This is a genomic window from Nitrincola lacisaponensis (assembly GCF_000691225.1).
Classification (GTDB): Bacteria; Pseudomonadota; Gammaproteobacteria; order Pseudomonadales; family Balneatricaceae; genus Nitrincola; species Nitrincola lacisaponensis.
Genome location: NZ_JMSZ01000032.1, coordinates 91,725 through 106,392, shown reverse-complemented (window position 1 = coordinate 106,392; position 14,668 = coordinate 91,725). Strand labels below are relative to the sequence as shown.

Annotated in this window: 17 protein-coding genes and 2 tRNA genes; 8 read left to right on the top strand and 11 right to left on the bottom strand. The window is 52.2% G+C overall.

Annotated elements, in window-relative coordinates; genetic code table 11:
• The first annotated feature begins 112 nt into the window (after positions 1 to 112).
• Both ADINL_RS10565 and ADINL_RS10560 read left to right on the top strand, forming a co-directional pair.
• Positions 113 to 188 (top strand) — tRNA-Asn (locus ADINL_RS10565).
• Positions 189 to 202: 14 nt separating this feature from the next.
• Positions 203 to 279: transfer RNA gene (locus ADINL_RS10560), tRNA-Pro, on the top strand.
• A 125-nt stretch (positions 280 to 404) separates the two neighbouring features.
• On the opposite strand, the gene ADINL_RS16370 is transcribed toward ADINL_RS10560, so the two are convergent.
• The 4 genes from ADINL_RS16370 to ADINL_RS10545 all read right to left on the bottom strand — a co-directional run bounded on the left by ADINL_RS16370 (position 405) and on the right by ADINL_RS10545 (position 3,822).
• Positions 405 to 803 carry a hypothetical protein gene (locus tag ADINL_RS16370; protein ID WP_152547663.1) on the bottom strand — a complete coding sequence of 133 codons (399 nt, stop codon included), beginning with the start codon at positions 801 to 803 and terminating at the stop codon, positions 405 to 407.
• A 51-nt stretch (positions 804 to 854) separates the two neighbouring features.
• A complete protein-coding gene (locus tag ADINL_RS10555) occupies positions 855 to 1,487 on the bottom strand; it encodes a hypothetical protein (protein ID WP_036547569.1) in 633 nt (210 codons plus the stop codon).
• A 165-nt stretch (positions 1,488 to 1,652) separates the two neighbouring features.
• Complete coding sequence (locus ADINL_RS10550) at positions 1,653 to 3,176, bottom strand: DNA recombination protein RmuC (RefSeq protein WP_036547566.1); 1,524 nt, start codon at positions 3,174 to 3,176, stop codon at positions 1,653 to 1,655.
• Positions 3,163 to 3,822: a DsbA family oxidoreductase gene (locus tag ADINL_RS10545; RefSeq protein WP_036547563.1), complete on the bottom strand. Its 660-nt coding sequence runs from the start codon at positions 3,820 to 3,822 to the stop codon at positions 3,163 to 3,165. Before ADINL_RS10545 ends, ADINL_RS10550 begins: the two co-directional genes overlap by 14 nt.
• Positions 3,823 to 3,887: 65 nt before the next feature.
• Here ADINL_RS10545 and ADINL_RS10540 point away from each other — a divergent pair, with 65 nt between their 5' ends.
• Both ADINL_RS10540 and gloA read left to right on the top strand, forming a co-directional pair.
• Entirely contained in the window at positions 3,888 to 4,406 is a 519-nt protein-coding gene (locus ADINL_RS10540; protein WP_051632721.1) for a Slp family lipoprotein, read from the top strand.
• Positions 4,407 to 4,483: 77 nt separating this feature from the next.
• The gene (gloA, locus tag ADINL_RS10535; RefSeq protein ID WP_338036394.1) at positions 4,484 to 5,251 is read left to right on the top strand and encodes a lactoylglutathione lyase; all 768 of its coding nucleotides are present in this window, start codon (positions 4,484 to 4,486) and stop codon (positions 5,249 to 5,251) included.
• A gap of 19 nt (positions 5,252 to 5,270) precedes the next feature.
• On the opposite strand, the gene rlmE is transcribed toward gloA, so the two are convergent.
• The gene (gene rlmE / locus ADINL_RS10530) at positions 5,271 to 5,894 is read right to left on the bottom strand and encodes a 23S rRNA (uridine(2552)-2'-O)-methyltransferase RlmE (protein ID WP_036547557.1); all 624 of its coding nucleotides are present in this window, start codon (positions 5,892 to 5,894) and stop codon (positions 5,271 to 5,273) included.
• Between the two features lie 155 nt (positions 5,895 to 6,049).
• Here rlmE and ADINL_RS10525 point away from each other — a divergent pair, with 155 nt between their 5' ends.
• The 3 genes from ADINL_RS10525 to cls all read left to right on the top strand — a co-directional run bounded on the left by ADINL_RS10525 (position 6,050) and on the right by cls (position 9,923).
• A complete protein-coding gene (locus tag ADINL_RS10525; RefSeq protein WP_036547555.1) occupies positions 6,050 to 7,666 on the top strand; it encodes an NAD(P)/FAD-dependent oxidoreductase in 1,617 nt (538 codons plus the stop codon).
• Between the two features lie 5 nt (positions 7,667 to 7,671).
• Entirely contained in the window at positions 7,672 to 8,394 is a 723-nt protein-coding gene (locus ADINL_RS10520; RefSeq protein ID WP_036547554.1) for a TrmH family RNA methyltransferase, read from the top strand.
• Positions 8,395 to 8,474: 80 nt separating this feature from the next.
• Positions 8,475 to 9,923, top strand: coding sequence for a cardiolipin synthase (cls, locus tag ADINL_RS10515; RefSeq protein WP_036547552.1), 1,449 nt, complete (start codon positions 8,475 to 8,477; stop codon positions 9,921 to 9,923).
• Here cls and ADINL_RS10510 read toward each other — a convergent pair whose 3' ends face one another.
• The 6 genes from ADINL_RS10510 to ADINL_RS10485 all read right to left on the bottom strand — a co-directional run bounded on the left by ADINL_RS10510 (position 9,924) and on the right by ADINL_RS10485 (position 14,487).
• Entirely contained in the window at positions 9,924 to 10,418 is a 495-nt protein-coding gene (locus ADINL_RS10510; protein ID WP_051632720.1) for a TlpA family protein disulfide reductase, read from the bottom strand.
• A 101-nt stretch (positions 10,419 to 10,519) separates the two neighbouring features.
• Positions 10,520 to 11,125 carry a Yip1 family protein gene (locus ADINL_RS10505; protein WP_036547550.1) on the bottom strand — a complete coding sequence of 202 codons (606 nt, stop codon included), beginning with the start codon at positions 11,123 to 11,125 and terminating at the stop codon, positions 10,520 to 10,522.
• Between the two features lie 86 nt (positions 11,126 to 11,211).
• Entirely contained in the window at positions 11,212 to 12,075 is an 864-nt protein-coding gene (gene cyoE, locus ADINL_RS10500; protein WP_409670533.1) for a heme o synthase, read from the bottom strand.
• A 49-nt stretch (positions 12,076 to 12,124) separates the two neighbouring features.
• On the bottom strand, positions 12,125 to 13,174 hold the full coding sequence (locus ADINL_RS10495) for a COX15/CtaA family protein (RefSeq protein ID WP_036547544.1): 1,050 nt from the start codon (positions 13,172 to 13,174) through the stop codon (positions 12,125 to 12,127).
• A gap of 45 nt (positions 13,175 to 13,219) precedes the next feature.
• Positions 13,220 to 13,720: a hypothetical protein gene (locus tag ADINL_RS10490; protein ID WP_036547540.1), complete on the bottom strand. Its 501-nt coding sequence runs from the start codon at positions 13,718 to 13,720 to the stop codon at positions 13,220 to 13,222.
• The gene (locus ADINL_RS10485) at positions 13,720 to 14,487 is read right to left on the bottom strand and encodes an SURF1 family protein (RefSeq protein ID WP_161667747.1); all 768 of its coding nucleotides are present in this window, start codon (positions 14,485 to 14,487) and stop codon (positions 13,720 to 13,722) included. The genes ADINL_RS10490 and ADINL_RS10485 overlap by 1 nt, the downstream gene beginning before the upstream one ends.
• Here ADINL_RS10485 and ADINL_RS10480 point away from each other — a divergent pair.
• Positions 14,480 to 14,668 (top strand): DUF2909 family protein, encoded by a 189-nt coding sequence (locus tag ADINL_RS10480; protein WP_036547535.1) that lies wholly within the window; start codon positions 14,480 to 14,482, stop codon positions 14,666 to 14,668. The two genes, ADINL_RS10485 and ADINL_RS10480, sit on opposite strands and share 8 nt — an antisense overlap.

The following is a 14,668-nucleotide window of genomic DNA, read 5'->3' as shown; positions in this document are numbered from 1 at the left end:
TGATCAAAGATTATACTGTAGTCAGGCACAACAAAAAAATGATAATTTTTTTGCATTGAGTGTTGACGACCACCCCTCTGATCATTAATATACGCGGCCTGAGTTGAGCGATTCCCCGATAGCTCAGTTGGTAGAGCAGTAGACTGTTAATCTATTGGTCGCTGGTTCGAGTCCAGCTCGGGGAGCCACAATGCAGATATGTCGGAGTGTAGCGCAGTTTGGTAGCGCATCTGGTTTGGGACCAGAGGGTCGGGGGTTCGAATCCCTCCACTCCGACCACTTTTCTGAAATACCCTTTCGATCTATCCAAACAACATTAGATTGTATTCTAAAATTTTGATAAACATATGTTTATTAAAGCGTATTAATTCATATCTGCATGCACAACTGGTAACTATCAATCCTTAATAGAGCCACCAGTGAAGCACAGCACACAGCATCAATAAAGCGCCTAATAAGAACCAAGCCCTTGCAACAAATCGATCTACAGACCTCACATAAGGATAGACAAGAGTCGTTGTTAAAAAAACACCTGATCTCTCTGTCAAACCAAGAGCATTTTCTTTTTCCAATGATTTCAAACTTGACTTGTGCGAACTGACTAAAACAGCAAAATAAAATGTCAGGTTTAATAAATGCAGCACCGGTGGTTTTTTTTCATCACGCTTAATTGCAAAGTGAATCCGTACAATCGAAAACGCAAGAGCAACCATCAATACGAATACAGGGACCGCCACAAACAGTGCAGAGTAAAGTATTAACTCTTCCGATATATAATTACGAGCAATGTCGGATAAACGCATGAATCAGCATCCCATTCAATTTTATATGCTAAAAATCATCAACACGCACATTCAATATCGTAGGTTATAAATTATCTCACCAATTCTTTCGCCTAATCCTCCACCGGCCTTGGACGAGGCATAGCCTACACCTGCAATTACCACAACAATACAACCAATCAATGCCCAACTAATAGGCCCCCCTAAAACACTTAGCCCCGTAATCGTTCCTTTAAATGCTAAGCCAGCTGTACCAGCACCAATACCACCAAACATAGCACCCATTATAAATCCACTTATCTGCCGATAACTTTCACGATGCCAATCACCATCGGCTTGACTGACGCTCTTTACCTTACCAGCCCGGATCGTTGCATCTGCAGCCAATGCTAAAGGTGTTGCCCCTTTCGCCATAAACTGTGTGAATCGTTTTAGTGTATGCGCCTGAAAAAGATCGGCCACTAACAGGCGAGGATCTATTTTGGCTCCCCGGCTTCTTAATGCCAGGGTAATACCCCGCTGTGAATTGTTGATTGCACTACCACGATTTCTGGCACGCAGGGCCGCAGGAGCCAACTGCTGCATTGCGGTTCGATATTCGGTAATCAAAACATCATACGCACGTATTGCATTACGCTGTGCTTCAGTTCCATCGATCAGATCAGAAGCGTGGCAGGCATGAGCAGAAAAATAGATAGCCGTCATGTTGTTACATCCCTTTAACTTAGTATTCTCCGTAAGGAGTCAAACTGATAACTTGGTCAGGTTGACTCATTTGTCTTAGGGTACGGTTATTTCGTACTTGATGCAAAAAAAAAACAGCCTCAAAGTGACCGTTCACCCAATATGAATGAGTAAGACTCCATCAAATCAAATATCATTATTCTGCTCCACTGGCTCATCAATCGGCTCTGCAATCAACGCCAGGCGTTCAGTTTCAAAATCCATGTGCACGGCTTCCAGATGCGGTAAACTCTTGCTGACTTTGGCGGACAGCTGACTGAAACGATCCACTTTGCCATACAGGCCCTGCTGGCCTGCCAGCGCTTTGACGGTGCTGTTGTAGTGGTTGCTGACCGTACTGAGCGTACCACCCAGCTTGCCAAGACGCTCAGCAACCAGACAGACCTGATTAAAGATATCACCGGCTCTTTCACTGATTTCACGCGCCTCTGCATTGCTGCGCTCGATCATCCACAGATTGGAGACCGTACGCAGAATCGGGATCAGGGTCGTATGAGAAACCAGCACGATGCCTTTCTTGTAGCCATACTCGAACAGGTCTTTATTGCTTTTCAGTGCTTCTATATAGGCGGGTTCTACCGGCATAAACATCAGCACAAAGCTGGGGCTGCGCATGCCAACCAGATTGGTGTAATCCTTGGAAGCCAGGTCATCAATATGCTTACGAACGGCTTTAACATGCTCGGCCATCGCAAGTTGATACTCTTCGGGTGTTTCTGCACTGATCGCACGATCATAGGCAACCAGCGCCACTTTGCTATCGATGATGATGTGCTTGCCATCCGGCAGTTTGATCAGATAGTCAGTCTGCTTCTGTTTGCCTTCTGCGTCCTTGAAAGCGCTTTGCACTTCATAATGCGCATCTTCTACCAGTCCGCTCATTTCCAGGGTACGGCGTAACTGCGCCTCTCCCCATGCACCCCGTTGCTGAGAATCACCTTTCAGGGCAGACGTGAGGTTATTGGCCTCTTTACTCATCTGCAGGCCTATCTCGAGCACTTTTTTAATCTCGGCATTCAGCGTGCTGTTTCCCTGAAGCGAAACATCATGCACTTCGTTAATACGCTTCTGGAAGCTCTCAATCTGCTCACGGAAGGGTTTGAGCATGCCATCAATGCTGGTTTGACTGGTTTGGGTGAAGGTTCTGCCCTTCTCCTCAAAAATTTTATTGGCGAGGTTTTCAAACTCTTTAGTCAAGGACTGACGTGTTTCACCCAGCTGTTTCAACTGCTCCTGGAAATGCTCTTCCCGGCGCTCAAGCGTGGTTTTCAGCTCGGTATAGTCTTTATTCAAGGCAAGATAGCGATCCTGCTGGCTGGACAGCTCCTGCTTTAACTCTTTCAATTGCATGACAGCATCGGCACTGGTTGCCTGCAGGCGATCACGCAGTTCCTGAACCTGCTCTTTCAGGGCACGGTTATCTGCACCAGCGCCCTCCAGCTGTTTTTCCGTCGCATGATACTGTCGCTGGGCATCGCTCAACTGCTGATCAAGCACTGTCAGTTCATTTTTCCGCTCCGTGACTTCATCCTGCAAACGCTGTTCTGATGCCCGGGCGGCGGCGTGACGCCCATACAAAAAAGCGGCCAGCAGATAACCCGCCAGCGCCACAATCACATAAACTACTGTTGTCCATTCAAATGTCTGCATACTGAATCCTGTTAACTTGTTCCCGTAAGCTCTTTACCAGCACTTCCGGCTCCTGCGCACCCGAAATCAGATACTGCTGATTGATAATGAATGCAGGAACGGAAGTAATGTCCAGCTCATGCCAACGTGCTTCATCATCCCGCACCTGCTGTGCATATTGACTGGAGACGAGCAACTGTCGGGCAAGGTGAGCATCCAGGCCGATGCTGTCAGCGCATCCTACCAGAACATCGATATCACTGATCACCGCATCAAAGCCGAAGTAGGCCTCAAACAAGGCCTTTTTCATTTCCGTTTGTTTGCCCCACTCTGCAGCCCATTTCACCAGTCTGTGTGCATCGAACGTATTGCGGGTATGGCGTTGCTGTAATGCCGAGAAATTCAATCCCAACTGCTCGGCAATTTGTTGCATCTGCGACTGTATCCGTTCCATTTCATCTGCACTACGGCCATATTTTCGACTCAATGCCTGCAGAATAGGCTCACCATCACCTTCTGGATCCGGGTTCAGCTCAAACGCATGCCACTGCACATTGAATGTCATTTCTTCCTGCAGTTGCTGCATTGCCAGCTCCAGGCGCGCAAAACCTATGGCACACCAGGGGCATGCGATGTCTGAGATAATATCGATTGAGACTGATTGCATAGCCGTTTTTCCTGTAGAATAAATGATTATCAGTATTGCGATAAAATACAGGAGGGACTTCTGCCATGATCCGCATACTGTTTGTCATCTCTATACTTGTCATTGGTGGTTGTGCGTCGACCCCTGATGACCTGCGCACCACACCGGAGCAGACCTTACTGCCTTTTGCGGCAACAGTCACTAGTGAACCCAACAATCAAACAGCCCGCTGGGGCGGTGAAATTGCACAGGTCCGCAATCTGGCACAAAGCAGCCTGATCGAAGTTGTCGAGTTTTCCCTGAACAGCCGTGGTCGCCCCATCAAAGCGGATACCAGTGGTGGACGCTTTCAGGTACAGGTTCCCGGCTTTATTGATCCGGCAATTTACGCCCCTGGACGGATGATTACTGCACTGGGCAGCTTTGCTGAAATCAATAATGGACTGGTGGGTGAGCAACCTTACCGTTTCCCGGTTCTGCACACTGACCAGGTACACCTCTGGCCGGAAGTTCAGGAACCCTCAACACGTGACTGTCACTGCGATCCCTTCTTTTTGCACCGCAGCTTTATGATGCGGCCTATTATTATAGTGCCTGCAAATTGATCAGGCCTGTGCAGGTGTGTCACCCAACAGGGTGCTGAACACACCTGCCCTTTTGTGTCTTGATTCCAGGATAAGGCTTGTCTAGAGTTCGACTCAGTTACCAGTTACCGACCGGGCGCACCCTGTTCACCAACATCAGCTGCACCCTGAATGCACAGCTTACCGGGCTAGTCGGCCATAACGGCATTGGCAAATCCATGCTGGTACGCAATATTCGCTGGATAGTTGAATACAGACTCTGTCGTCCCCACTCTTTACTTAAACAGACATCAAGGAGCCCACACATGAGTCGACATTTTGAGCAGGCAACGGGCCTGTGTGAATCACGTGATCCAGCCACAGAAGGGTTTGTGTTTAATCAGACAATGTTACGCATCAAAGACCCGGCAACCTCACTGGATTTTTACACCCGGGTGATGGGAATGACACTGGTACGCCGTCTGGATTTCCCGGAGATGCAGTTCAGCCTGTATTTTCTGGCGGCTGTTGACAGCGATCAGTTGCAGCAATGGTCCAAAGATATCACTGAACGTACCGTTCAGACCTTCAGTCGTCCGGCGATGCTGGAGTTGACGCATAACTGGGGTACAGAGTCTGATCCGGAACAGCAGTACCACAATGGCAATCAGGAACCACGCGGCTTTGGTCATATCGGTTTTGCCGTACCTGACCTGGCTGCCGCCTGTGAACGTTTTGAAGCGCTTGGCGTTACTTTTGTGAAGCGCCCTGCCGATGGCAAAATGAAGAATATTGCGTTTATTCAGGACCCGGATGGCTACTGGATTGAAATATTCCAGGGTTCCCAGGTGCCCGATGCACTGGCCGGTCATACGGCAGAGGTATAACCGACCCGACGGGAGGCACTCAGCCTCCCTTGAAGCCCTTGGCGACCACAAACACTTCCCGCGAACGCGAACGTGACGCCTCCGGCTTGCGAATAACCACTGTGTCAAAATGCTCTCTCAGACTTTTGATATAAGCCTCATAACCTTCACCATGGAACACTTTAGCCACAAAACTGCCTTTAGGCTTGAGCACCTGACAAGCCATATCCAACGCTAATTCAACCAGATACATGGAGGCCGCCTGATCAGCTGCCGCAACACCACTGATATTCGGCGCCATATCGGAGATAACCACATCCATGACCCCACCCTCAATGGCTTCCATAATGGCATCAAATACGCTCTGCTCAGTAAAGTCACCCTGAATAAAGGTCACGCCTGCCAGGCTGTCCATTGGCAGAATATCTGAAGCAATCACCTGGCCTTTGTCCCCAACCAGTTTGCTGGCCACCTGCGACCAGCCACCCGGTGCAGAACCAAGATCGAGGACTCGCATGCCGGGACGAATCAGCTTGTCTTTTTCATTGATCCCCAGCAGTTTATAGCTGGCCCGGGAACGATAGCCATCGACCTGCGCCTGTTTCACATAGGGATCGTTGACATGCTCATCTAACCAGCGGTTGCTGCTTTTTGATCGCGCCATGGTTACTGCTTCACCTTTACCGTCTTGAAAATGGCATTGTACGTGTCATCGCAAGGCAGGCCAATGCTCTGTTCACGACAACTGACTTTGAAGGGCGTCACAGGTATACTGCTGCTTTTAGATAACGATGAATCCCCACCGCCCGGAACTCCTGAATGATTCGCCTTACTCAACTGTCGCTGCCCCTTGATCATCCTGAATCGGCACTGCGCCAGGCCATTCTTGAACGTTTGTCACTGAAGAGTGAAGAACTGCTGGATTTCACGGTATTCAAGCGCAGCTATGATGCGCGTAAAAAGAATACTGAAATCACCTTTGTCTACATCATTCATTTGCACACGCAAGATGATGAAGCAGTCCTGACTCGCTTCAAGGATGACTCTCAGGTGATGCCTGCACCGGACACACGCTATCACCCGGTTGCCACAGCACCCGAAGGTTTGCAGGAGCGCCCGATTGTCATCGGCTTTGGCCCCTGCGGCCTGTTTGCGGCCATGATTCTGGCGCAAATGGGGTTTCGTCCAATCGTGCTCGAGCGTGGCCGGAATGTGCGTCAACGGACTCAGGACACCTGGGCACTCTGGCGTCAACACGTACTGTCTCCAGAATCCAACGTACAGTTTGGTGAAGGCGGTGCCGGGCTGTTCTCTGATGGCAAGCTCTACAGCCAGGTAAAAGACCCGAAATTCTATGGCCGCAAGGTCATGCAGGAGTTTGTAAAAGCCGGGGCACCGGATAACATCCTGTATGTCAGCAAACCCCATATCGGCACCTTCCGCCTGACCAGTGTAGTTGCCAAAATGCGCGCCGAAATTATTGAGCTGGGTGGTGAAATCCGCTTTGAATCCAAGGTCAGTGACCTGCTGATCGACCAGGATCAGATACAGGGCGTGGTGCTGGAAGACGGTACCCAGCTGCTCAGTCGCCATGTCGTGCTGGCTCTCGGTCATAGCGCCCGGGACACCTTCCGCATGCTGCATCGAAACGGTGTTTTCATTGAACCAAAACCCTTTGCCATTGGCTTCCGGATTGAACATCCACAAACCATGATCAACCAGGCCCGTCTGGGTAAATATGCCGGACATGACGCCCTGGGCGCAGCGGATTACAAGCTGGTTTACCATGCCAGTAATGGCCGGGCAGTCTACAGTTTCTGTATGTGCCCTGGCGGCCAGGTGGTTGCGGCGACCTCTGAAGAGGGTCGCGTGGTCACCAACGGTATGAGCCAGTACTCAAGGAAAGAACGTAACGCCAACGCCGGTATCGTGGTGGGAATCCACCCCGAGCAGGACTTTCCCGGCGGACCACTGGCGGGTGTTGAGCTGCAGGAGAAACTTGAATCCCTGGCGTATCAGTTGGGTGGGTGCAACTACAATGCTCCGGCTCAGTTGGTTGGTGATTTTATCAAAAACCAGCCCTCTACCGCGTTGGGCGAAGTTCAGCCCTCCTACCAGCCAGGTATTCAGTTGTGCAATTTGGCCGAAGCGCTGCCTGACTATGTGATTGAGGCGATTCGTGAAGCGCTGCCAGCTTTCGGCAAGCAGATTCGTGGCTTTGACCGTGAGGATGCGCTGCTGACAGGTATAGAATCACGGACATCCTCTCCGGTACGCATTACCCGGCATGCAGAAACCCTGCAAAGCCTGAATATTCGTGGGCTCTACCCTGCGGGTGAAGGTGCCGGTTATGCGGGGGGCATCCTGTCTGCCGGGATTGACGGGATCAAAGTCGCTGAAGCGGTCGCACTGGATATGCTGGATCAACAGGACTGAATGGCATGAAGCTGGATCTGGTAAAAAAGCTGCAGCAGAAAAAGTATCGTCAATCCCTGGGCTATTGTCTGGTCGAGGGCGAACACCTGATTCTGGAATTACAGCGAGCTGCCACGACCCACACAGCGTTACAAGCGTCCTGTCTGTATGTGACAGAGCGTTATGCCGATTGGCAGAGTCCCTTTGAAACACACCTGATCAGCGACAAACAGATGGCCAGCATCTCGGATACCGAAACACCTCAGGGTATCCTGGCGCGCGTACCGCTTGCGGCACTGCAAACACCGGGATCAGGTACTGAAACGGCTATTTATCTGCATGAGATTCAGGACCCCGGCAATCTCGGTACTATTTTACGGACACTGGGATGGTTTGGCGGGTTTCGCTGCCTGCTCAGCCCGGGTAGCGTCGATCCGTTTAATCCCAAAGTGATACGGGCCAGCATGGGCGCTATTTTTCATGTCCCGCTGGAACTGGATGTACCCCTGACCTCCCTTTCCTCACGTTTCAGCCGAATTGGCTGTCTGGATATGCAGGGGCACTCACTGACATCAGAGGCCTTCCAGTCCATAGACTGCTATCTGTTTGGTAATGAAGCACGCGGCGTTCCACCTGATGCCTTACAGACACTGAATGCTCAGGCCTTTACCATTCCGGGAGCCGGTCTGATCGAATCGCTGAATCTGGCGTCAGCTGTGAATATCTGTATTTACGAACGAAGACGCTAGGGTTTGCCATTCTGAACGAGCAGGTTACACTGAGATGACAGGAAGTATTTACTTGTCATTAAAGGCCTGCACCGAAGCCTATGGGATTCTCTTCACCGACTCGACATCGTTTGCGGTTACTGTCTTTTGCCGTACTGGCACACCTGCTGGGTGCTTATTCATCGCTTGATGCCTTGATGTCAACGCGCACCTCTCAAGGCACAATAGCCTGGATCGTTTCCCTGAACACCTTTCCCTATATCGCCGTACCTGCCTACTGGGTTTTTGGTCGTGACCGCTTTCAGGGCTATGTCATTTCCCGTCGTGATGATGATTCCAACCTGGCCATTACCATGGCGCCAAAGCTGCATGAGCTCTGGTCTCATCAGTTTGAGCCACCTGAAGAAAACAGCCAGCTGTCTGCGGTGGAACGCCTGGCCAAACTGCCTTTTCTGGCACACAACCGGGCTGAGCTGCTGATTGATGGCGAAGCCGCTTTTGACAGTATTTTTGAGGGCATCAGAACCGCCGAACGCTATCTGCTGGTACAGTTTTACATTGTTCGCGATGATCAGCTGGGTCGCAAACTTCACGACCATCTGGTCGAGCGCGCCCAGGCCGGTGTTGAGGTTTACTTCCTCTATGATGAGATCGGCAGTTACCAGCTGCCCTCCAGCTATGTACAAAGCCTGCGCGAAGCCGGTGTCGAGGTGCATCATTTCCACTCCACACGTGGACTGAGAAACCGCTTTCAGCTGAACTTTCGCAATCACCGCAAAATTGTAGTCGCCGATGGTGAGCGTGCCTGGATGGGTGGCATGAATGTGGGTGATGAATACCTGGGCATCAATATGGACCTGGGTCCCTGGCGAGATACCCATCTGAAACTGGAAGGTCCGGCGGCGCTAGCGCTGCAAATGGTCTTTGTGGAAGACTGGTATTGGGCAACCGAGCAGATCCCTGATCTGGACTGGCAACCGGCACCCCAGAACAGTCACAAGACGCTGCCAGTATTGATTCTGCCGAGTGGACCCGCTGACCGCTTTGAAACTGCCAGCCTGATGATGCAACAGGCAATTCAATCGGCCCAACAGCGCATCTGGATCGCCAGCCCCTATTTTGTGCCGGATGAAGGGGTACTGAATACCCTCAAGCTCGCCGCTCTGCGTGGTGTGGATGTCCGCATTCTGATACCGGAAGTTCCGGATAATCCGCTGCTCTATTACGCCGCCTATGCCTTTATCGGCCCACTACTGGATGCTGGCGTCGAGGTGTTCCGCTATCAGAATGGTTTCCTGCATGGCAAAGCCTTTCTGGTGGATCATCATGGTGCCGGGGTGGGCACCGTGAATCTGGATAACCGCTCATTCCGATTGAACTTTGAGGTGACTGCCATCGTGCTGGATGCAGACTTTGCTGCCGAAGTCGAAGCGATGTTTATTCAGGACTTCACCCTGTCCCGGCGTATGCTGATGGAAGATCTTGAGAATCTGTCGTTACGTCACCGGGTATTTTCACGTGGTGCCTATCTGTTTGCACCGGTGCTCTGATCACTTCAGCTGCTGTTGCATAAAGGCTTGCAACTGCGGCTCATGCACTTCACCCAGATGCTCATTCAACAGACGCCCCTGAGCATCGAAAAACAGCGTGGTTGGCAAACCACGTACTTGCATGGCTTGCAAGGCTGTCTGACGCGGGTCCAGCAACATATGCTCAAAGTTCAAGCCGGCCTGATCCAGATAGGTCTGAATGGTCTCAACGTTTTCACCCTGATTAATCAATACCACCGTCACCCCATCCTGTTGCGCATATTCAGCCAGCAAGGGCATTTCACGCACACACGGCGGACACCAGGTAGCCCAGAAATTGATCACCAGCGGCTGACCTTGATAGGTCTGCAGGTTGACCGGTTGACCGGTGATATCAGACAACACCAGATCCGTCGGCAAGGCTCTGGCAGCTTCGGACTCCTTTAACCCCCAGAGCACTGCACTCCCTAACAGCGCAGCTGCAACCAGACTCAATGGCAAACGCCATTTACGCACACGTCACCTCCAGTATCCAGGCAAGACAACAGACTCCGGCGGCCCGTCCCGCCGGAGTCTGTATTGTGACAGTTACGCAGCCGCCTGTCTCCTGGATGTACTTAACCCGAAATAAAGCTTGGCGCGATCCCCAGATCCCACAATACAACGGTAGACGCCAGCATGCTCACCAACACCACCATACCGACTGTCAGAATGGAGGTTGAGAACATGAAGCCTCTGTCTACAGGAATATTCATTAATTCAGGCACGCCTGAATAGAGAATATACACGGTATAGGCTAACGCCAGCAGACCTACGCCAACCACAAACCAGAGCATCGGCCAGAGGCCGGTAATACCAGCCAGCAGCAGCGGAGTCGCTGTACAGGTAGCCAGCACCATGCAGTGTTCCAGATCTGAATCCGCGCCGTAGGTTTTTTCCATCCAGTGGATGACATGTGCAATAAATGCCACACCCACCAATAGCGCGATATAAAACACAATGGCGATCATCAAGGCACTGGATGTCGTCAGTCGTACCGCATCCCCCATACCAATACTCCAGCCCACCTGGGTCGTACCGATAAAGAAAGACACTGGCGCGATGGCACACAGCCAGATTAACGCATGGGTATAACACTCGAGAATAGTGTAGTTACGCTCACGGATCGTTTTCCAGATACTTTGTTGGTGAAACATCACACCACTGATTTGATGCAATAACATAGTGTTTCTCCTTGGTGGCCAGGCCACCGTTTGTCCAGATACCCGATCTGGTTATAGTTATTTTGACAGCACGAACCCTGATAGTTTCAAAGCACTCCTTTCAGATAATGATCAATCAGTAACCAGGCAAACAGATAGAGTATGTAGCGTATGGAGAACCAGAATGCCGACAGCGGTGCAGCAGGATCCTGACCTCGCCAGACTTTCCAGTTCCAGTACATAAAACGAATATTCAGCAGCACCGCACCGAAGAGGTACACCAGGCCGCTCATGCCGGTTGCGAACGGCAGCAGGGTTGCAGCCACCGTCAGCCAGCCATACAGCCAGATTTGCAAGCGGGTAAAATCAACACCATGTGTCACCGGCAGCATGGGTACACCCGCACGGGCATACTCATCCCGTTTGTGTAATGCCAGTGCCCAGAAATGCGGAGGTGTCCAGGCGAAAATAATCAGCACCAACAGCAGGGCATCCGGTGCAATCTGTCCACTCATGGCGGTCCACCCCAGCAAAGGAGGAGCCGCACCAGCCAGACCGCCGATGGTGATATTTTGCGGGGTGGCATGTTTCAGGAACGCGGTATAGATCACTGCGTATCCCAATAACGCAGCAGCTGTCAGTTGAGCTGTCAGAGGATTTACACTCCACCATAACAGTGACAAGCCACAGGCTGACAGCAGGCTGGCGAACAGTGCTGCCTGCCAGGCCTGAATGCGTCCATCGGCCAAAGGGCGACGTGACGTTCTGAGCATCAGTTTGTCCAGACGCTGATCCAGCAAATGATTAAATGCTGCAGCACCCATCGCAGACAGACCAATCCCGCTCAGTCCCAGCAGCATAATGATCGGATCGGGCAGACCCGGTACAGCCAATGCCATACCAACCGCCGCACAGACCAGCATCACCAGGACCACACGTGGCTTACCTAATTCCAGATAGTCTTGAATCATCACCGTATAGCGATTCAATTCCTGTCGGGATGACAACAGCAGTTCTGAATTACGCATGGGCCACCTTCCTGTAAAGCATCGTTGTGGATCGGGATTCAAGGCAACCCAGTTGCCAGCCACTGCGAAGCAGTAACAACATCAGCGCGGCAGCACCGGCGGTATGCAACAGCGCCACCGACATGGGCAACGCATTCAGTACCAGAATGATGCCGAGTGATACCTGAAGCAACCAGGTCAATACTGATGCCAGTAGCCAGGGACGTGCTACTGGCTGGTGTCGGTAGATATAAAACAGCCACAAAAGCCCCAGACCCAACACCAGTGCACCTAGCCGGTGGGTGTAGTGAATAGCCGTACGCGCTCCCGCGTGCAGCTGTCCGTGCAGATAATTTGGCCCCACTTCCTGGGTCAGATGAAAGCCTTCTGCAAAGTCCATATAGCCTGGCCACCATTCATTATTGCAGGTCGGGAACCCGGTACAGGCAATGCCGGCATAGTTACTGGATGTCCAGCCGCCCAACGCCACCTGCCAAACCAGCATTCCGGCGACCACCCACCACAACCGGGGAGCCGAGCGAGGCACCGCAGCTGATTGTCGATAAGCTCGCAACCTGAGAAATAACCAGAAGAACAGCGCCAATACGCTGAATCCACCCAACAAATGCAATGTCACTACCTGAGGCCAAAGCTTCAGCGTGACAGTCCAGGCGCCAAAGGCACCCTGCAGACAGATAACACCCAGCAGAATAAAGCTGATCGCGGTGGGATAACCTGCCAGTCGACGATGCTTCCAGCCCAGCCAGGCCAGCACCAGCGCCAGCAAGCCCAGAGCTGAGGCGATATAACGGTGCGTCATTTCAACCCAGGCCTTGAACGGGTCCAGTGGTTTGTGAGGCGCAAAACCGGCCGCGCGCTCTGCATCCGGAACCACCCAGGCTCCATAACACCCCGGCCAGTCTGGACATCCCAGACCTGCATCAACCAGACGGGTCCAGACACCCACCAGAATCACAATCAGCGTGAAAACCACCCCTGAGCCCGCCAGGAGCATAGCCCGGTTAACAGATGGTGGCAGACTCTGATGTTGAGTTGTTTGCATGGTTTACCCCTGTGCTAGCCCGCTAAAGTATCCATCTATACACGCTCACGATTCAGGATTGCGCTTGAGCAAATGCTCAAGGTCCTTGTGCACTGCTCTAAGATCCACACCGGCCGGATAGCGTGTGACGATATTTCCCTGAGGATCCGCCAGCCAGACCTGATAGTCTTCAACACCCGGCAGTCTGGCTGACTGCCACAATGCCAGTGTTTCACCCGGCAGCAGTGTCTGCTCCTGTTCACTTAAACGTACTCTTTCCACCCGTGCCGCCTGACGCCCCATGGCCCGGTGCATACGCCACCAGCGATCGGCTTCGGCCTGACACGTCACATCACAAACGGCTGGAGCACTCCAGATTAACAGCCAGCGCCCCTCGGGATGATCTTGTAACGGCCATGCAGACAAGGGTGGCAGGTTATGCTGTAACTCGCCGCGCGCCACATGCCCTTCAGGAATGCCGACCTGCCAGTGCAACATTGCCCAGGCAACCGGCATAGGTGCCCCCAGAATCATGATCAATAACAGCAGCTGAATACGCGACTTCATCACCGAGCCTCCTGTTGTGCTGAACGTCCCCAGAGCTTGCGCTGCCCTGCAACGGCCACAATCAACGCCATCAATGCAAGGCTGAGCCACTGTACGGCATAGGCAATATGACGCTCCGGTGGCATTTGGCTGGGCTGCCACCAGGACACTGTATGGCCAGCCCCCTCTGTCTGATGCACGACGCCCTGAAACACTTCACCTGGCAGATGGGACCAGGGGCTTAAATCCAGTGACTGCAACCGGTTACCCTCAAGGTTGTCGCCCAGCACCCAGTACCCTGTTTCCAGTCGCTGCCATATACCGGAGAGTTGCACGTCACCGGCAGGTGTCTCGACCACAGGTTCAATGCGTCGATCCACCGCTGTGGGAATGAAACCGCGCTGAATAAGCCACCAGTGTCCGGTATCTGTTTGCAGCGGGGTCAAGACCGCAACGCCAACCTGCCCCTGATAAATACGGTTATCCAGCCACAGCGTCTGGTCTGCCAAATACTGCCCGGTTAATGTAAGGCGCGAGAGGTTCTCTGGCAGGTCTGTTGGGTTGGTCAGATGCTCAGCCGCTGCTTGCTGAGCCAGCAATTGAGTTTTTTCATCGGCGCGTTGCCACTGCCAGTGAGCCAGTACCAGACCCAGCAGTATCAGACTGATCCATAGGCTCCACCAAAACCATAACCCTGAGCGGGACCGGAAAGACTTGACCTGTGAACGCAATTTTGATCGACTGGCGTTCTGTTGATAAACCTCTTGGCTGGAGTGCTCTGTGCTCAAACTGGCGATTGCGGTAACTTTTCTGGCCATGCTGATCAGCCTGGCGGCAGGTGCAGGTTTTATGCTGAAGGATGCGTCACGCTCCCGACGTACGCTGACCTCTCTGACATTCCGTGTCATCCTGGCAGTTCTGCTGATGGCGCTCTTGCTGTACGGCTTCACCCAGGGCATTTTGACCTGA